The 17,011-nt window shown below is 74.3% G+C and carries 21 protein-coding genes; 6 read left to right on the plus strand and 15 right to left on the minus strand.

From position 1 onward, the window contains the following. Positions 1–90 precede the first annotated feature (90 nt). From AB0C02_RS00615 to AB0C02_RS00630, 4 genes are read right to left on the minus strand one after another with little or no spacing between them, the layout of a single operon-like run. The gene (locus tag AB0C02_RS00615; RefSeq protein WP_357540954.1) at positions 91–699 is read right to left on the minus strand and encodes a GNAT family protein; all 609 of its coding nucleotides are present in this window, start codon (positions 697–699) and stop codon (positions 91–93) included. A gap of 32 nt (positions 700–731) precedes the next feature. Next, positions 732–2,045, minus strand: a complete 1,314-nt coding sequence (gene glp, locus AB0C02_RS00620) for a gephyrin-like molybdotransferase Glp (RefSeq protein WP_357539627.1) — start codon at positions 2,043–2,045, stop codon at positions 732–734. Beyond that, a complete protein-coding gene (locus tag AB0C02_RS00625) occupies positions 2,042–2,995 on the minus strand; it encodes a UTP--glucose-1-phosphate uridylyltransferase (RefSeq protein ID WP_357539629.1) in 954 nt (317 codons plus the stop codon). Before AB0C02_RS00625 ends, glp begins: the two co-directional genes overlap by 4 nt. A gap of 9 nt (positions 2,996–3,004) precedes the next feature. Further along, positions 3,005–5,152, minus strand: coding sequence for a diguanylate cyclase (locus AB0C02_RS00630; RefSeq protein WP_357539631.1), 2,148 nt, complete (start codon positions 5,150–5,152; stop codon positions 3,005–3,007). 84 nt (positions 5,153–5,236) lie between these two features. On the opposite strand from AB0C02_RS00630, the gene AB0C02_RS00635 reads away from it, so the two are divergent. From AB0C02_RS00635 to AB0C02_RS00645, 3 genes are all read left to right on the plus strand, one after another. Then, a complete protein-coding gene (locus AB0C02_RS00635; protein WP_357539633.1) occupies positions 5,237–5,866 on the plus strand; it encodes a 5-formyltetrahydrofolate cyclo-ligase in 630 nt (209 codons plus the stop codon). A 97-nt stretch (positions 5,867–5,963) separates the two neighbouring features. After that, on the plus strand, positions 5,964–6,308 hold the full coding sequence (locus tag AB0C02_RS00640; RefSeq protein ID WP_357539635.1) for an FmdB family zinc ribbon protein: 345 nt from the start codon (positions 5,964–5,966) through the stop codon (positions 6,306–6,308). Positions 6,309–6,523: 215 nt separating this feature from the next. Next, positions 6,524–6,991, plus strand: a complete 468-nt coding sequence (locus AB0C02_RS00645; RefSeq protein WP_357539637.1) for a flagellar biosynthesis protein FlgA — start codon at positions 6,524–6,526, stop codon at positions 6,989–6,991. Positions 6,992–7,171: 180 nt separating this feature from the next. Here the strand turns inward: AB0C02_RS00645 and AB0C02_RS00650 are convergent, their stop codons facing one another. Next, entirely contained in the window at positions 7,172–7,348 is a 177-nt protein-coding gene (locus AB0C02_RS00650) for a hypothetical protein (RefSeq protein WP_357541043.1), read from the minus strand. 147 nt (positions 7,349–7,495) lie between these two features. On the opposite strand from AB0C02_RS00650, the gene AB0C02_RS00655 reads away from it, so the two are divergent. After that, on the plus strand, positions 7,496–7,900 hold the full coding sequence (locus AB0C02_RS00655; protein ID WP_357539639.1) for a hypothetical protein: 405 nt from the start codon (positions 7,496–7,498) through the stop codon (positions 7,898–7,900). Between the two features lie 7 nt (positions 7,901–7,907). Here the strand turns inward: AB0C02_RS00655 and AB0C02_RS00660 are convergent, their stop codons facing one another. Next, positions 7,908–8,390 carry a DUF2231 domain-containing protein gene (locus AB0C02_RS00660; RefSeq protein WP_357539641.1) on the minus strand — a complete coding sequence of 161 codons (483 nt, stop codon included), beginning with the start codon at positions 8,388–8,390 and terminating at the stop codon, positions 7,908–7,910. 112 nt (positions 8,391–8,502) lie between these two features. On the opposite strand from AB0C02_RS00660, the gene AB0C02_RS00665 reads away from it, so the two are divergent. Next, entirely contained in the window at positions 8,503–8,934 is a 432-nt protein-coding gene (locus AB0C02_RS00665) for a Fur family transcriptional regulator (RefSeq protein WP_357539643.1), read from the plus strand. 78 nt (positions 8,935–9,012) lie between these two features. Next, the gene (locus tag AB0C02_RS00670; RefSeq protein ID WP_357539645.1) at positions 9,013–9,867 is read left to right on the plus strand and encodes an oxygenase MpaB family protein; all 855 of its coding nucleotides are present in this window, start codon (positions 9,013–9,015) and stop codon (positions 9,865–9,867) included. A 37-nt stretch (positions 9,868–9,904) separates the two neighbouring features. On the opposite strand, the gene AB0C02_RS00675 is transcribed toward AB0C02_RS00670, so the two are convergent. From AB0C02_RS00675 to AB0C02_RS00715, 9 genes are all read right to left on the minus strand, one after another. Continuing rightward, on the minus strand, positions 9,905–10,750 hold the full coding sequence (locus tag AB0C02_RS00675) for a PD-(D/E)XK nuclease family protein (protein ID WP_357540956.1): 846 nt from the start codon (positions 10,748–10,750) through the stop codon (positions 9,905–9,907). Positions 10,751–10,893: 143 nt separating this feature from the next. After that, positions 10,894–11,508, minus strand: a complete 615-nt coding sequence (locus AB0C02_RS00680) for a MarC family protein (RefSeq protein ID WP_357539647.1) — start codon at positions 11,506–11,508, stop codon at positions 10,894–10,896. Between the two features lie 40 nt (positions 11,509–11,548). Next, on the minus strand, positions 11,549–12,415 hold the full coding sequence (locus tag AB0C02_RS00685) for a PHP domain-containing protein (RefSeq protein WP_357539649.1): 867 nt from the start codon (positions 12,413–12,415) through the stop codon (positions 11,549–11,551). Between the two features lie 55 nt (positions 12,416–12,470). Beyond that, the gene (locus tag AB0C02_RS00690; protein ID WP_357539651.1) at positions 12,471–13,730 is read right to left on the minus strand and encodes a hypothetical protein; all 1,260 of its coding nucleotides are present in this window, start codon (positions 13,728–13,730) and stop codon (positions 12,471–12,473) included. Next, positions 13,727–14,413, minus strand: a complete 687-nt coding sequence (locus AB0C02_RS00695) for a SigE family RNA polymerase sigma factor (protein WP_357539653.1) — start codon at positions 14,411–14,413, stop codon at positions 13,727–13,729. The genes AB0C02_RS00690 and AB0C02_RS00695 overlap by 4 nt, the downstream gene beginning before the upstream one ends. Before the next feature lie 105 nt (positions 14,414–14,518). Beyond that, positions 14,519–15,394, minus strand: a complete 876-nt coding sequence (locus AB0C02_RS00700) for a PH domain-containing protein (protein ID WP_357539655.1) — start codon at positions 15,392–15,394, stop codon at positions 14,519–14,521. Between the two features lie 6 nt (positions 15,395–15,400). Further along, complete coding sequence (locus AB0C02_RS00705; RefSeq protein WP_357539657.1) at positions 15,401–15,559, minus strand: hypothetical protein; 159 nt, start codon at positions 15,557–15,559, stop codon at positions 15,401–15,403. Positions 15,560–15,827: 268 nt separating this feature from the next. Further along, a complete protein-coding gene (locus AB0C02_RS00710; protein ID WP_357539659.1) occupies positions 15,828–16,451 on the minus strand; it encodes an RNA methyltransferase in 624 nt (207 codons plus the stop codon). Between the two features lie 49 nt (positions 16,452–16,500). Beyond that, a complete protein-coding gene (locus tag AB0C02_RS00715; RefSeq protein ID WP_357539661.1) occupies positions 16,501–16,992 on the minus strand; it encodes a hypothetical protein in 492 nt (163 codons plus the stop codon). Positions 16,993–17,011: the final 19 nt, after the last annotated feature.

Here is a 17,011-nt window from a genome sequence, read left to right on the forward strand (position 1 = left end):
CAGCGCTTGCCACAGCTTGCAGTTACTTGAGGTTACGGGCCGTCGACAAGGTTGGCCGTACGCCGCGCCGGGCGGGGCGGGTGGGACGCTTCACCTGCGGCTGTCACGTACGCGGTGCCAGCGGGCCAGCAGCCCGCCCTCGGCGACCACTTCCTCACTGGTCATCGCGTATCCGATGTGGTCCCGCCAGGTGCCGTCGATGTGCATGTAGCGGACGTGGTAGGCCTCCTCGCGGAAGCCCAGCTTCTCCACCACCCGCCGGGACGGCTTGTTCTCCGGCCGGATGTTCACCTCGATCCGGTGCAGCCCGCCTGGGCCGAACGCGTGGTCCACGGCCAGCGCGACCGCGGTGGGGATCACGCCGCGACCGGCCACTCGGGAGTCCACCCAGTAGCCGACGTACCCGGAGCAGAACGCCCGGCGGACGATGCTGCCCACGTTGAGGTGGCCGACCAGCCGTTCCTGCCCCTCCTCGCGCAGGCAGACGGCGAACGGCATCCCGTCGCCGGTACGCGCCGACCGGCGCTGGTCGGCGTGGACGAAGCGGAAGGCGGTGGGCGAGTTCAGCTCGTCCCAACTACCGGGCAGGTAGGACTCCCATGGGGACAGCCAGGCCCGGTTGGCGCGCCGGATCTCCGACCAGGCCGCCGCGTCGGAGCGCCGGTAGGGCCGCAGCACCACCGAACCGTCCACCAGCACCGTCGGCCAACCGGGCGGCCGTCGAAACAGACTCACCGACGCCGGTCCAGCAGCAGCACGTCCACAGTCGACCCGGCGGCCGCGGTGGTGACCCGCTCGCCGAGGACCAGCAGGCCGTTCGCCTCGGCCAGGCCGGCGAGGGTGAACGGCCCACCGGCCAGCGGCTGGACGGTGTACCCGCCGCCGCGCCGCTCGGCCACATGCGCGGGGCGGAACTCGCGCAGCCCACCGGGGGACGAGACCGTCTCCAGCAGGTGCGCCCGGACACTGGGCCGGAACACCGGCTCGGCGCCGGCCAGCAGCGCGATGGCCGGGCGGGCCAGCACCTCGAAGCCGATCAGGGCCGCGCCGGGCTCACCGGGTAGACACACCACCGGCACCTCCTCGGCGCCGACCGTACCGAATCCGAGGGCCGTTCCGGGATAGAGGGCCACCTCTGTGAAGGTCACCGGCCCGGCCCGGCCGCCCTCGCGGCGGGACAGGATCCGGCGGACCATGTCGCCGGGCCCGGTGCCGATGCCGCCGGTGGTGATGATCAGGTCGGCCCGCAACGTCTGGTCCTCCAGCAGGCCGCGCAGCGCCTCCGGGTCGTCGTCGCAGATCCCCACCCTGTACGCGAGCGCGCCCGCCTCGGCGGCGGCGGCGGTCAGCGCATGCGAGTTGGTGTCCACCACCTGGCCGGGCTGGCTGCCCCGGCCGACGTCGACCAGTTCGTCACCGGTGGCCACGACGACCACCCGCGGGCTGGGCCGGACCACCACGTGCCCGATGCCGGTGGCGGCGAAGACGGCGACCAGGGCCGGCGAGACGTACGTGCCGGCGCGGGCGAGCAGGGCACCCGCGGGTAGTTCCTCACCGGCGCGGCGGACGCCGTACCCGCGCTTGGGGGCGCGGAAGATCTCCACCGCGGCCATGCCCTGGTCGGTCCACTCCACGGGCACGACCACGTCGGCGGCGATCGGCAACGGCGCGCCGGCCGCCACCGAGAAACACGAGCCGGGGGTGAGCCGGACCGGGCGCCAACTCGCCGCGCCCAGGTCGCCGACCACGTTGAGCCGGATGCTGCGACCACCGGGCGTGCCGGAGGGGGCCGGGACGTAGCCCGGGCCCCGGCCCCCTCCGGAGATGTCCTCCCAGCGCGCGGCGTACCCGTCCATCGCCGCCTGGTCGAAGGCGGGGTACGAGTGCGGTGCGACGACATCCTCGGCGAGGACGTTGCCGTACGCCTGGGTGAGGTCGAGGTCGAGCGGAGGCAGCGCGCGTAACCTGCGCAGCACGCTGCCCAGGTAGTCGGCGAGCGGCATCAACTCGTTCGCGGCCGCCTCGGCGTCGGCCGTCGCGGTCATCTACCGGGACCGCCCGACACGTCGGAGTTGACGAACTCGGCCAGCCACTTGCGGAACTCGGCGCCCAGGTCGTCGCGCTCGGCGGCGATCTGGACGACGGTCTGCAGGTAGCCGAGCGGCATGCCGGTGTCGTAGCGGGTGCCCCGGTAGACGATGGCGTGCACCGGCACCCCCTCGTTACGCAGCAGCTCCATCGCGTCGGTCAGCTGGATCTCCCCGCCGCTGCCCGGCTGCGTACGCCGGATCGCGTCGAAGATCCGCGGCGGCAGCACGTACCGGCCGAGGACGGCGAGGTTGCTCGGGGCGTCCTCCGGCTTCGGCTTCTCCACCATGCCGGTGACCTTGACGACGTCGGCGATGTCGTTGAACTCCGGCTCGGCCGGCTCGACCGAGGCGATGCCGTACCGCTTGGTCTCGGCCGGGTCGACCTCGAAGAACGCCAGTACGACGCCGCCGGTGCGGGCCTGCAGCTCCAGCATCGCCGGCAGCAGCGGCTCGTCCATCTTGACGAACTCGTCACCGAGCAGCACCGCGAAGGGCTGGTCGCCGACGTGCGACTCGGCGTACCCGACCGCGTGGCCGAGGCCGAGCTGCTCGGGCTGCCGGCAGGTGTAGATCTCGGCCAGCTCACTCGGGCGGCGCACCGCGGCCAGCACCTCGGGCTTGCTCTCGAGCCGGGCCTCCAGATCGGGACGACGATCGAAGTGGTCCACCATTGAGGTCTTCCCGCGCCCGGTGATCAGCAGTACGTCGCTGATGCCGGCCTGGGTGGCCTCCTCGACGATGTACTGCAGCACCGGCCGGTCGACGACCGGGAGCAGTTCCTTCGGGACCGCCTTGGTGGCCGGCAGGAACCGGGTGGCCAAGCCGGCAGCCGGGATGACCGCCTTCACCGCGCGGGCACGGCCGGTCGCGGCCGTCGCTGAGGGATTCGCTGAGTGCTCCGACATGTCGCGAGACTATCGGCCACGGCTCTGCCGCGGCGGGTGAGGACCAGAAGACGCGCCGCCCTGCCCCGCACTCGCGGCGTCCGCCGCGCCGGCCCGGGGCAGGCCGTCGGGTGGGCTGACCGCCCCGGCCACCACCGGAATCTCCTGGGTGGGCGTCGAGTCGGGTGCCGGGGCCAGCCGGTAGCTGTCCCGCCCTGCGGACTTCGCCGCGTAGAGGGCGTCGTCGGCGGCGTCGAGCACCTGCTGGCCGGTGGCGGCGTGGTCGGGATAGACGGCGACGCCGATGGAGACCGTCACCGGCACCCGGACCGGCCCCGAGTGCCCGTTCACCGGCACCGGTTGGTCCCGCACCACCGCGCCGAGCCGCTCGGCGACGATGGCCGCGCCGCGCGCGTCGGTCTCCGGCAGCAGCACCACGAACTCCTCCCCACCCTGCCGGAACGCCAGGTCCACCTCGCGAATCTCGCCGCGCACCCGGCGGGCGAACTCCACGAGCACCGCGTCCCCGGCGGCGTGCCCCCAGGTGTCGTTGACGTCCTTGAACCGGTCCAGGTCGAGGGCGAGGACGCTGAGCATCCGGCCGAACCGGTTCGCCCGCTCCACCTCCCGCCGGATCGACTCGCGGAGGTAGCGGTAGTTCCACAGCCCGGTCAGCGGGTCGGTCAGAGAGAGTCGCTGCGCCTCCTCGTGCACCCGGACGTTCTCCACCGCCACCGCCGCATGCCCGGCGAATGTCCGCAGGGTGATCAGGTCGTCGTCGTCGAACTCGTCCGCGCCGAGCCGGTCGTAGAGGGCCAGCACGCCGAGCGCCCCGGACGACGGCTCCAGGTCGCGGGGCGGCGGGTCCAGGTCGTCGGCCGGCGGGTGGCCGGGCCGGGCCGGGCCGGCGCGCCCGCCCAGGTCCGCCGTCCCGGGCGCGGCGAACGGCACCGCGATGTACGTCTCGCAGGTCGGCTCCCCGGTCGGGGCGTCCGCCGGCGCCCGGCCGCACAGCGGCTCCCCGGTGGCGGCCACCGTGCCGATCACCCCGGTGCCGACCGGCACCCGCAGCGTCGCCGGGTCGGACCCGTCGGCGGTGGGCCAGCGTCCGTCCAGCCCCTCGACACACCGGCCGACGAGCACCCCGTCGCCGTCGAGCAGCAGCACCGCGCCGGCCCGGGCGCCGGTGGCGGCGATCGCGCTGTGCAGGATCACCCGCAGGATGCGTTGCAGGTCGTGGGTGCTGGCCAGGGTGTCGCCGAGCACCGCCAGGTGGCCGCGCAACTGGTCCCGGCTGCTGGTCAGGGCGGCCACGTAGCTGCCGGTTTCCCGGGTCATCCGGTTGAACTCCCTGGCCAGTCGGCCGATCTCGTCCCGGCTGCGGACCGGCACCCGGGCGGTCAGGTCGCCGTGCGCCACCCGGTCCACCGCCCCGGCCAACTCCATCAGGGGCCGGGTGGTCACCCGGGCCAGCCGCCCGGCGGCCAGCACGGCCAGCGCCGCGGCGAGCAGCACCGCGCCGACCAGGACGACGTACAGGGCCGGCGGGCGTTCGCCGGGGACCGAGAGGACCAGCGGCAGCGGCTGCCCCGGGGACGGGCCGAGCCGGCGGACGTACCGGCCGTCGCCGGTCTCGGTGACCCGGTCGGTGCCGGCGGGATCGTCCAGGAGGGTGACCGCGACGCCGGTCACCGCGGCGAGCCGCGCCACGAAGGCCGGGTCGACGGGCTGGGCGGCGGCGACCGTGCCCAGGTCGGCGCCGGTGGCGTCGCGGAGCTGAACCGTGGCGGCGAGCGCGCGGACCGGACCGGCGGCCGGCGGAGCGTCGGCGCAGTCCTGCCAGGGCCCGTCCGGGCCACCCGGGGTGGCGTAGCTGGTCCGGCCGGCGGTGTCGGTGATCAGCACGGCGGCGGCCAGGCCGCGCGCCACCACCTGGTCGGCCGCGCGGGGCCGGGCGGGGGCGTCGGTGACCAGCGCGACCGCGTCGGCCGCCGCGCGCAACTGCTGGCAGAGGGCGTCCACCGAGGTACGCACCCCGGCGGCGGCCAGGCCCAGCCGCTCGGTGGCCCGGCTGCGGTCGACGGCCGACATCATCGATCCGACGAAGAAGGCGCCGAGCAGGACGGGGCCGAGCACCACCGCGAGGAAGGCCGCCGTCAACCGCCCGCGTAGCGTCAAGCCTTCTCCCCGGAAGTTCTGCGCTTCTTGCTGCGATGCTGACACAGAGCGACGGGGAGGCAAGCATGGCGTCAGGAGTGTTGCGTGCCGGAATTTTCGGATGAAGCGGATGTGACGCATGCTGCGAAACGGGAGTTGCGCGTCGCGTTGCTCGCCCACCGTCGCTCGCTGTCCGCTTCCCGGCGGGCGGAGGCGGCGGCGCGCGTCCAGGCCGAGCTGGTCACCCTGGTACGCCGGCTCCGCCCGGCCCGGATGACCGGGTACGTGCCGGTCGGCTCGGAGCCGGGCGGGAGCGACCTGCCGGAGGTGCTGCGGGCGGCGCTCCCGCCGGAGGCGGAGCTGCTGCTGCCGGTGCTCCGCGACGACCTGGACCTGGACTGGGCGGGGTACGCGGGCGCGGCGTCGCTGCACGCGGCCGGGCGGGGGCTGCGGGAGCCGACCGGGCCCCGGCTGGGGCGTGCCGCCGTGGCGGCCGCCGAGCTGGTGATCGTCCCGGCCCTGGCCGTGGACCACGGGGGGCGGCGACTCGGGCGGGGCGGCGGCTCGTACGACCGGGTGCTGGCCCGGGTGCCCGAGTCGGCCCTGACGGTGGCCCTGCTGCACGACGGAGAGCTGGTCGAGGCGGTGCCGGCGCAGCCGCACGACCGCCCGGTACGCGCCGTCATCACCCCCACCGACGGCCTCCGTACGCTGACCCGGGAACCGGTTGTCTGACTCCGCACTTCCGCTGGACGAACCCGGGTTCCATGACGCACCATTGGCACTCGATTACGTCGAGTGCCAACCGGCCGTGCCAGATCCGGAGGAGAACGTGCCTACGTACCAGTACGCCTGCACCGCGTGCGGCCACCAACTCGAGGCGGTGCAGTCCTTCAGCGACGAGCCGCTGACCGAGTGCCCCGCGTGTGAGGGGCGGCTGCGCAAGGTCTTCAACTCGGTCGGCGTCGTGTTCAAGGGCTCCGGCTTCTACCGCACCGACTCACGTTCCTCCGGCTCCGAGAGCAAGACGGACACCGCGAGCAAGCCGGCCAAGTCGGAGTCGTCGTCGACGAGCAACTCGTCGAACGGGTCGAGCAACGGCTCGTCCACCTCGACCGGCGGCTCGTCCACGAAGACCCCCGCCGCCACCACCTCCTCTTCGTCCTCGTCCTCCTGACGCCGCGCCTCACGCCCGGACAGCCAAGAGCATCCGGGTGCGGGTGATAGCAGAAATGGGCGGGGATTGGGGGTTATCCACAGGCGGGTGAGTTTTCCACAGGCTGGGGCCTTCGGTCGGCGACTGCCCGCTCTGCGTCCGTACGCTGCCGGCGTCCATCGGGTCGGCTGGCGAGAGGGGCGCGGGTGGTGGCGGGCGAGGGATCACTACGGCCGGTGCGGTGGCGCGGGCTGCCCCGGGGCGGGACCCTGCTCCGGGTGGCGCTGGTCGCGGTGCTGCTCGGCCTGGCCGTCGCCGTACTGCAGCCCTCCGCCGGTTGCCCGCCCGACGCGTCCCCGGCCAAGCCCACCCCGGCCGCGAGTCCCTCGTCGCCGGACGACGGCCGCCCCGGCGGCGCGCTACCGCTGCCCGACGGGTCGGTCGGCGTACCGGTCCGGCTGGCCGAGCCAGCCGCCCTCGCGGTGCTCCGACCGGGCGCTCGGGTGGACCTGCTGGTCGTGCCGGCCACCGAGGCGGCCGGGGAAGCGACGCTGCTCGCCCCACGGGCGTTGGTGCTCGACGTGCTGGGCGCCGGGGCGGTCGACGGTTCCTCCGCGCTCTACCTGGCGCTCCGACCCGAGCAGGCGCAGCGGGCGGTCGGGGTGCCCGAGGGCAGCCGCTTCGCGGTGGTAGTACGCGAGTGAGACCCGCCGGGCCACATGGCGGCGCCTGCGACCCGCGGCGCCTCGGCGCGTCGGGCCGCAAGAGGCACACGACTCGGAAGCGGTATGACCGTCAGTCATAAATATGACTGATAGGCATATCGCTCTCGCCAGTTGTCTCTTTCCACCGAGCCCGGTCGCGGGGTGCCAACCCCGGCGCGGTCAGCCCCAGTGCGGCGGGCGCTCGGCCAGCAGCCAGTCGTCGTCGCCGCCGGACCGCTCGCCCCAGCCGCGGTCCGTGTCGTCGCTGGTCTGCTCGGGCAGCACCATGAGATCGTCGCTGAGGTCGACCACGCGGTCGTCGTCGCCGCGTGCGCCACGCATGCCGGGATCGCTCACGAGCGGCAAGGATACCGGTGAAACCGTCCGGCGCGCCGCCGTCCGGCGCGCCCAGCCCGTCCTCGACCATTCCCGGCTCCGCCCGGGCCGGCTCGCCCGTCGCGTCCGGCGGGCCGCGCGGCCAAGGCGTTGGTAGCGTCGGACGGCGTGACGACGCCGAGCGGTGGCACTCCCGACGACGAGTTCTGGCGACGCCCGACACCGGACCAGCCGAAGGGCGGAGTCGGCAGCGGCCCGCCGGGGCTTCCGGCGACCGCCGGCGGCCAGCCTCGGCAGGCCGGTGGCGGCTGGCCCGGCGGTGGCGGCTGGCCCGGCAGCGGTGCGCCGGCCGGCGGCTATGCCGGCCCGCCGCCGACCACACCGCCCCCGCCCGGCTGGCGGCCGCCCGTACACGTGCAGGCCGCTCCACCCCGGCAACTGCCGCCGCAGGACATGGACGCGATGGACCGGGCGGAGCAGCACGCCCGCCGGCTCACCTACGGCATCGGCGCGGCTGCCGGGGTGGTGCTGGTGATTTTGATGTGTCTGCTCTGCTCGCGGGTGATCTTCTGACCCAGGGTCAGAGCGTTCCGCCCCAGACGACCTGCGCGCCGCTGTCGCCGGCCAGGTAGACGTACACCAGCGCGAAGGCCGCGAGGACGACCACGATCCCGGTCAGCACCGGGGCCAGCCAGCGGGGCAGGGTGCGCACCCGGGGCAGACCGCTGGTCACCAGCAGGAGCAGCAGCGCCGCCACCGCCAACCCGATGGTGAACCAGAACAGGGTGTCGCCGTACTCGGAGTGCTCCTCGATCTTCCTGAGGAACTCGCCACCGAGGCCCCGCTGCCGCTGTGCCTTCTCGAACGCCTCTCCGGACTCCTTCGCCACGAACGTGGCGATCGGAGTCACCACGGCCAGGCCCGCCACCGCCCAGTCGAGCCGGGACCGCCACCAGGGCAGCACCCCGTACGCGACGGAGATCAGCGCCAGCAGCGGCGCCAGCACCACGACGGCGTGTACGACCAGGACGTGCAGCGGTAGGCCGTTGACTTCCGTGAACACCGGCACCTCCAGCGAGTCGATCGAAACGCGACCAGCGTACGACCTGTGGCCCGGGCCACCCCACATCCCAGCTCGGTTGTCGCACCCCGAAGGCACGTGCTGTCATTAGTTCATGTCCAGCGGTGAGGAACTGCTCCGGTCGAGGGGCCTACGGGTCACCCGCCCGCGGCTCGCCGTGCTGGATGTTCTCGCCGCCGGCGGTCACCTGGAGGTCGACGAGATCACCCGCCGGGTCCGCGAGCGGCTCGACTCGGTCTCCACCCAGGCCGTCTACGACGTGCTCGGCGCGCTCTCCCGCGCCGGCCTCTCCCGCCGCATCGAGCCGGCCGGCAGTCCCGCCCGCTACGAGGCACGCGTCGGGGACAATCACCACCACGTGGTCTGCCGGGGCTGCGGCGAGATCGCCGACATCGACTGCGCGACCGGCAGCGCCCCCTGCCTCGACCCGAACACGCCCGCGCACGGTTTCGAGGTGGACGAGGCGGAGGTGACCTTCTGGGGTCTCTGCCCCGCGTGCCAGGCCCGCCGCCACGCCGACAACTGAGCCCTCAACAGGATCACACCCGGAAACGGGCCGATCCGGCGGGCACGAGGACCGGCCGGCGCATGGCACTCTTGGGCGGTGGACACCGATGACCTCGGCCTGTTCGGTCCGGGATCGGTCACGTGGCGGGTGCACGCGGAGCCGGTCCTGATCGTCGCCGGCCTGCGCTCGCTCTACTTCCAGGCGTTGCACCCCCGGGCGATGGCCGGCGTCGCCCAGAACAGCAGCTACCGCACCGACGCGTGGGGTCGGCTGGCCCGGACCGCCACCTACGTGGCGACGACGGTCTACGGCACCACGGCCGAGGCCGAGGCGGCCGGCCGTCGGCTGCGTACGCTGCACGCCCGGATGCGGGCCACCGACCCGTCCAGCGGCGAGGAGTTCCGGATCGACGAGCCGGAACTGCTGCGCTGGGTGCACGTGACCGAGGTCGAGTCGTTCGTCAGCACCGCCCGCCGTGCCGGGCTCGCCCTGACCGACGCCGAGGTCGACGCCTACTACACCGAGCAGCGCCGGGCAGCGGCCCTGGTCGGGCTCGACCCGGCCGAGGTGCCGGGCACCGCCGCCGAGGTCGCCGACTACTACCGGCGGATCCGCCCGGACCTACGGATGACGAAGGAGGCGGCGGAGACGGCTCTCTTCCTGACCGCCCCGCCGATCCCGTGGAAGCTCAGTCTGCCGGCGCGGCTCGGCCTGCACCTCGGCCCGCCGCGATGGGCGTACCTGGGGATCGCCGGCACCGCGCTGGCGCTGCTGCCGGCCTGGGCGCGCCGGTTGTACGGCGGCCTGGGCCTGCCCACCACCGCGCTGTCGGCGGATCTGAGCGTCCGCGCGCTGCGGCTCGCCCTGGCGGCGCTGCCGCGCCGCTACCGCGAGGGACCGATCCAGCAGGCCGCCAAGGACCGCGCCGCCCGCCTCACCGCCGCCGCATAGCCCGGGCGCGCCCACGCGCGTGGGCGGGGCGGGGCGGTCAGTCCGGGTCGGCTGCGGGCGCGGCGGGGCGGTCCATGGCCGCCCAGGGGTCCTTGCCGGGGGTCTGGGCGCCGGTGGGGCAGGTCCGCCGGTAGTCGCACCAGCCGCAGCGCGGCCCCGGGGTGGCGGGGAACGCCTCGTCGGGATCGGCGCCGTCGGCGACCGCCCGCTCGGCGGCCATGATGTCTCGGGCGGTCTCCTCGGCCCGGGTCAGCTGCCGGTGCAGCGACTCCGGGGTGTGCTCGTGCGCGGCGACCGCGCCGGTGGGCAGGTGGTGCAGCTCCACCCGGCGGCAGGGCCGGCGGAACACCCGCTCGGCCGCGTACGCGTAGAGGGCCAGGGCCTGCGAGCCGCGGGCGTCGTCGGCGTCCAGCCCGGTGCGGCCGGTCTTGTAGTCGACGATGACCAGCTCCGGCCGCCCGTCGGGGCCGGGGCGGGAGTCGATCCGGTCGGCGCGGCCGTTGAACGCGAGCACCCCGGTCTTGACGGCGACCACCCGTTCCACCCCGACCGGCTCATCGGCCGGGTCGAGCCCCGCCACGTACGACTCCAGCCAGGTCAGCGCCCGGCGGAAGGCGTCCCGCTCCTGCTCGTCGTCGCGGTAGCCCTCGCGCACCCAGGTGCCCTTGAGCAGCGTGGCCAGCACCTCGGGGCGGCGGCGGTCCGGCGCGAGCGCGTGCCAGTTCTTCAGGGCGGTGTGGACGCTGGCGCCGAGCGAGTTGTGCGCCCACGGCGGCCCCTTGGGCGGCGCCGGCCGGTCGACGTACGAGTAGCGGTAGCGCCGGGGACAGTCGGCGTACGCCCCGAGCTTGCTGGGCGTGCAGACGAAGAGGCGCTCCGGCATCCCCTCGAAACCGAGCTGCTCGGCCTGCTCGGCGCGGGGCCGGGGCGGCCGGCCGTCGGTGGGTCGTCCGGTCGGGAAGGGTCGTCGCACGCCTGAGATCCTGCCACCCGGGTACGACACCCGGGCGACGGCGGGCCGGTGAATCAGTGCGTGGTGAGGTACTGGGTCACGAAGGCGGCCACCGCGTCGGCGATGAGCTGCACCGCGATGGCGGCCAGCAGCAGGCCGGCGATCCGGGTCAGCACCTCGATGCCGCCCGGCCGAAGGATCTTGACGATCCCACCGGAGAAGCGCAGCGCCAGCCAGACCGCGGCCATCACCGCGACGATAGCGAGGGCGATCGCGAGGTAGTCGGTGAACACGGCGGCCTGCTGCACGAAGAGCATGGTGGCGACGATGGCGCCCGGCCCGGCCAGCAGCGGGGTGCCGAGCGGCACCAGGGCGATGTTGGAGGTGTTCTGCTGGCTCGGTTCGTCGGCCTTGCCGGTCAGCAGCTCCAACGCGACGAGCACCAGCAGCAGTCCGCCGGCGGCCTGCAGGGCCGGGAGCGAGACGTGCAGGTAGGCCAGGAGGGTCCGCCCGGCCACGGCGAACACCACGATCACCCCGAGCGCCAGCGCGACGGCCTGCCAGGCGGCCCGGTTCCGGTCGCGGGCCGGCAGCGGGCCGGTGAGCGCGAGGAAGATGGGCAGCATGCCGGGCGGGTCGACGATCACCAGCAGGGTCACGAAGACCGCGCCGAAGAGCTTGAGATCCACCCGGACACGGTAGCCGTGCCGCTGTGGGCCGAAACGCGGATCACCCCGAAGCGATCGGGGTCACTCCGCTGGCCCGGGCGACGAGGCGTTCGTACACCTCCGGTTCGGTGGTGTACGCGCCGAGTTGGACGGTCTTGTGTGTGCCGTGGAAGTCCGACGCCCCGGTGACCAGCAGCCCCAGCTCGACGGCGAGCCTTCGCACGTGCGCCCGCTCGGCCGGGGTGTGGTCCTCGTGGTCGGCCTCCAGACCAGCCAGCCCGGCCGCCGCCAGCGCGACGATCAGCTCGTCCGGCACGATCCGCCCACGCCGGGAGGCCCGGGGGTGGGCGAAGACCGGCACTCCGCCGGCCGCCCGGACCAGCCTCACCGCCTGGAACACCTCGATGTCCTCCTTGGGCAGTCGGTACCGCTCCCCCAGCCAGTCCGGCCCGAACGCCTCACTGGTGGTGGCGACCAGCCCGACCCGGATCAGCGCCTGGGCGATGTGCGGGCGGCCGACCGTCCCGCCGGCCGCGCCGGCCAGGATCTCCGGCCAGCTCACGTCGATGCCGTCGGCCTGCAGCAGCCGTACGATCCGCTCGCCGCGTTCCTCCCGGGCGCGCCGGACCCGGGCCAGCTCGGCGACCAGCTCCGGCTCGGTCGGATCGAAGAGGTACGCGAGCAGATGCAGCGGGATCGCCGGCTCGACGCCGTGCCACCGGCAGGAGATTTCCGCGCCGCGTACCAGGGTGAGCCCGGGCGGCAGCGCCCGGACCGCGGCGTCCCAGCCGCCGGTGGTGTCGTGGTCGGTGATCGCTACGACGTCGAGGCCGGCGTCGGCGGCGGCCTGGACCAGCTCGGCCGGGCTGAGGGTGCCGTCGCTGGCGGTGGAGTGGGCGTGCAGGTCGATCCGGGCGGCAGCGGTCACCTCGCCGACGCTACCGGCCTGGTGCCGCCGCCGGTCGCGGCGAGCGGGCAACCGGTCAGGGGCGGCTGTCGGCCACCACGACCGGCCGGTCACCCGGAGCGACCCCGTCGACCGGCGAGGAGAAGGGTTGCTCGCCGGCCGTCACCTCCTCGGGGCGTACCCGGACCAGCGCGCCGGCGGCGTCGACGTGCAGGGCGGCGCCCGCCCGGGTCCACGTCACCACCCCCGTCAGCGCCGGCCCGGCGGACTGGCCCGACCCGCCGGAGCCGAGTGCGTCCAGGTCGACCAGGAGCGCTGCGTTCCGCGCGCCGTTCACCAGCAGCCACCGACCGTCGGCGGAGACGTCGCCACGGCCGTCGGTGGCGAGTTCCGGGTCGCAACCGGTGCGGACCGGGGCGAGCTCCCGGGCCGGGTCGAGGAGAGCGAGGCAGGGCCGCCGGGGCGTGCCGGCCGAGACCTGACCGACCACCAGGCCGTCGGGGCGCACACCGTAGACGTTGAGCACGTCCCGGTTCACGGTGCCCAGCCGATCCTCGGTCGGCGAGTGCCAGACGCGGAAACCGCCCCGGCCGGGCTGCCGGATCAGGACGGTGTCGCCGGCGAAGCCGACCGGCACGGCCCCCGCCGGGGCCGCCGCCCGGGTGGTCGCCAGAAGCTGCCCGGCGACCGCGCCGGCGGCGAAGACCTCGCCGCCGTCACGCCAGGCGACCCGGCGCCCGTCCGCAGCGACCGCGATCGCGTCCGCGCCGGCGAGCAGCACCTGCGGCGGCCTGCCGTTCGGCGGCACCCACCAAAGGGTACGGCCGGCCGCGGTGACCGCCGAGGTGAGCAGCCAGCCCCCGCGGTCGGGAACGCGCTGCGCCCGCTCGACCGTGCTCACCCCGGTCAGCTCCCACCGCTCGCCACCGTTGGTGTAGAGCCAGGAGCCGACGATCAGGTCGAGTTCGGGGCGGACCGGGCCGGCGGCGGGGGCCGCGGCGGTGGACTCGGCGGGCAGCGGGGAGGGCGAGGATCCGCGTGGGTCGCCGAGCACCACGATCGGCGTGCCGTCCCGGCCCGCCGGTGCGCCGAGCTGGGCCACGCCGGTGGTGACCAGCGCCGTGGCCACCCCGGCCAAGGCGAGACCGGTCAGCGTACGGCGGCGGCCGACCCGCCGGGCCCGCCGGACGGCCAGACCCGCCGGGTCGGCGGCGAGCGGTCGCGGCGTGGCGACCCGGCGGGCGAAGGCGTCCCGCAGCGCCCGCTCCAGCTCGTCGTCGGTCACGAAAGATGGACGCTCCGGGCCGCCCGTCTGGTTGTCGCAGGGGGCGCTCATCGGGTCTCCACCGGCACGCTGTTGGCGGGGCGGGCGAGGGCCGGGCCGGTGGGGATCGGGGCCGGCCGGATCACCGGCGGGCGCGCGACCGGCGGTGGCCCAACGGGCCGTGGCACCGCCCGCCGCGCCGGCTGCGTGCGCGGCGCGGGGTCCGGTGCCGCCGCCTGCTCGGCCGGCAGGCCGAGGGCGGCCTCGGAGCCCAGCCGACGGCGCAGCGTGCTCAACGCCCGTGAGGTCTGGCTCTTCACGGTGCCCGGGGAGATCTCCAGCAGGGCGGCGGTCTGCGCCTCGGACATGTCCTCGTAGAAACGGAGGACCAGCACGGCCCGCTGCCGAGCCGGCAGGGCCTGCAGGTGCCGCCAGAGGGCGTCCCGGTCGAGCTGCTGCTCGATCTCGTCGACCCCGGCCCGCTCGGGCAGCACCTCGGTCGGCCGTTCGCCGTGCCAGCGACGCCGCCACCAACTCGTCGAGGTGTTGACCAGCACCCGGCGGGCGTACGGCTCGATGGCCTCGATCCCGCCGAGACGCTTCCAGGCCAGGTAAGTCTTGGTCAGCGCGGTCTGGAGCAGGTCCTCGGCCGTCGCCCAGTCTCCGGCGAGCAGGTAGGCGGTACGCAGCAGGGCGTTGGAGCGGGCCGCGACGAACTCACGGAACTCCTCCTCCAGCGGATCCCTGTTCGCCACCGTGTCACCTCCGCGCCCCCGTCCTGCATGGCAGGCTGCCACGTCCGGACGGCTCGGGTCGACGGCAAATGGTGCGCAGTTCATCCGATGTTCGGACGAAAAGTTTCAGGCGCCGTCGTCCGCCTGGGCCTCGTCCGCCTCCTTGCCCAACCGCGCCTCGACGGCCTGCGGCTCGTACATCTCTTCGACGACGCGCAGGTAGAGCTCGTTGGGGTTGGGCAGGTTCTTGACCTCGCGGAGCGCCTGGTCCTGGCCGGCGGATTCCAGCACGAAGGTGCCGTAGTTGAGCGCCCGGCCGGTCGGCGACTGGGTGTATTTCATGTCGGTGACCCGGACCAGCGGCATCATCGCCACCCGGCGGGTGATGATGCCGTTGACCACCATCACCCGCTTGTTGGTGAGGATGAAGCGGTCGTACCACCAGTCGGCGACCCGCCAGGCGACCCAGCCCATCACCGCGAACCAGAGCAGCACCGCGACGGTGGTCAGCGCCCCGACGTTGCGCCCGGCGAGGAAGCCGGAGAGGTAGCCGAGGACGAAGGTGGCCGCGATGCCGATGAGGATCGGCGTGGCAAGGTGGATCCAGTGCCGCTTCCACTCGCCCCGGTAACGCTCGGTGGGGAAGAGATAGCGAGCCACCAGCGAGCTGGGCTCGTCCTCCAGCGGCAGCACCCGGCGGGGGGACATGCCCGAGGCATCGGCGCGCAGCCCGGCCAGCTCGTCCTCGGAGATCTGCGGCGGCTGGTAGCCACCCTCCGGGTCGCGGATCCAGGCCCGCCCGGAGCGGCCCTCACCGGCGAAGGCCGGCCCGTCACCCAGGTTGATGTCGTCGGACAGGGCGGGACCGTCGCCGAGGGAGGCACCGCGACCGAGGCCGGGTCCGTCGTCAGGGTCGATCCGGGGAATGGGCTCGGTGTCGCGCTCCCGGCGTTCCCAGTCGGGATCGTCCGGGTCGAAGGGCGGACCGGAGGGGCTTCCCATCGCCGGCTAGGCAACCAGGCTGGTGAAGAAGTCACCGAAGCCCTGGGCTATGTCCATGATGCCGCCGCCGAGGGACTTGAAGACGTCGGCGGCGGAGTTGGGCCGGTAGGCGACGAAGAAAACCAGGAACGCGATGCCGGCCCAGGTGAGGACCTTCTTGACCATGGCGGGCCATCCTCTCGCGCGGCACCGGGTGCGTTTATCGCAGTGGCACCCAGAGTATCAGCATGGTGTCGTACAGTGAATATCTGCGCGGAGGTGACCGCACTCGCCGGCCAGGCTATCGCATGAAGCCGCAATCCCCGAGCCTCGCCGGCGTACGCGCGTCGATCGGTCGGGAATTCGTCAGCCACAGTGGAGTGGGTGGCTGACGCCCGGCGCGCCAGTGGGCGGGATGCCCCGGCGCACCAGCGGGCGGGTCCGGCGGATGGCGTCAGTCCGGTGGCGGCCCGGCGTAGGCGCGGACCCAGGCGTGCATGGCGATGCCACTGGCCACGCCGGCGTTGATCGACCGCGTCGAGCCGTACTGGGCGATGGAGAAGAGCTGGTCGCAGCCGGCTCGGGCCACGTCGGACAGCCCCGGCCCCTCCTGGCCGAAGAGAAGCACGCAACGCCGCGGGAGGACGCTCGTCTCCAGCGGCTTCGAGCCGGGCAGGTTGTCGATGCCGACCACCGGCAACTGTCGCGCCGCCGCCCAGGCGACGAACTCCTCGATCGTGGGGTGGTGCCGGACGTGCTGGTAGCGGTCGGTCACCATGGCCCCACGCCGGTTCCACCGTCGCCGCCCGACGATGTGCACCTCGGCGGCGAGGAAGGCGTTGGCGTTGCGGACCACCGTGCCGATGTTGAAGTCGTGCTGCCAGTTCTCGATGGCCACGTGGAAGTCGTGCCGGCGCCGGTCCAGGTCCGCCACCACGGCCTCCCGTCGCCAGTAGCGGTAGCGGTCCACCACGTTGCGCCGGTCGCCCTCGGCGAGCAGCTCCGGGTCGTACCTCGGGTCGTCCGGCGGGTCGCCGGGCCACGGCCCCACACCCACGTCGAGCTGGTCGTCGGTCACGGTTTCCAGAGGGTACGGCCTGGGTGCGCCGGCCGGCCCAGGACCCCGGTCAGCGCAGGTCGAGCGCGCTGGCGAGCCGGTCGAGGAAGCGCCGGTCGGCGGGGCTGGCCCCGGCGTCGCCGACCCGGCAGACCCGGGCCGCGACGGACTCCACCCACTGTCGGTAGACCGCCGAGTCGGCCGGGTCGGCGCGTCGGCGGAGCACCCGCACCGCGGCGCGGCAGGCGGCGAGCAGGTCGACCAGGTCGGTGAGCTGGTCGACCCGGTCGGCGGGGCCGTCGTGCCGGGCGTAGATGGCGGAGACCACGGCGCGGACCAGGTCGCTGTCGAACCCCCGGCCGGCCGCCACGGCGTCCAGGCCGGCGAGCCCGGCGGCCACTCCCCGGGGCGGACGCCCGGGGGTCGGCGCGGCGGCGGCGACGAGGACCCGACCCGGCAGTTCGGTCAGCAGGTCCCACTCCGCCGCGGAGTAGACGGCGGTGGTCAGCGGTGCGGCACGACGTCCGGCAGAGGGCGGCTCTCCGGCGACGGAGTGGCTCACGGCGTCAGCATATGCCCGG

It is taken from the genome of Micromonospora sp. NPDC048999, assembly GCF_040649295.1.
Lineage (GTDB): Bacteria > Actinomycetota > Actinomycetes > Mycobacteriales > Micromonosporaceae > Micromonospora.

Bases quoted from the DNA above. Each gene is read 5' to 3' on its own strand.
- AB0C02_RS00705 (WP_357539657.1), bottom strand. From the start codon at position 15,559: ATGGTCAAGAAGGTCCTCACCTGGGCCGGCATCGCGTTCCTGGTTTTC.
- AB0C02_RS00665 (WP_357539643.1), top strand. From the start codon at position 8,503: ATGTCCAGCGGTGAGGAACTGCTCCGGTCGAGGGGCCTACGGGTCACC.
- glp (WP_357539627.1), bottom strand. From the start codon at position 2,045: ATGACCGCGACGGCCGACGCCGAGGCGGCCGCGAACGAGTTGATGCCG.
- AB0C02_RS00690 (WP_357539651.1), bottom strand. From the start codon at position 13,730: ATGAGCGCCCCCTGCGACAACCAGACGGGCGGCCCGGAGCGTCCATCT.
- AB0C02_RS00625 (WP_357539629.1), bottom strand. From the start codon at position 2,995: ATGTCGGAGCACTCAGCGAATCCCTCAGCGACGGCCGCGACCGGCCGT.
- AB0C02_RS00700 (WP_357539655.1), bottom strand. From the start codon at position 15,394: ATGGGAAGCCCCTCCGGTCCGCCCTTCGACCCGGACGATCCCGACTGG.
- AB0C02_RS00675 (WP_357540956.1), bottom strand. From the start codon at position 10,750: ATGCCGGAGCGCCTCTTCGTCTGCACGCCCAGCAAGCTCGGGGCGTAC.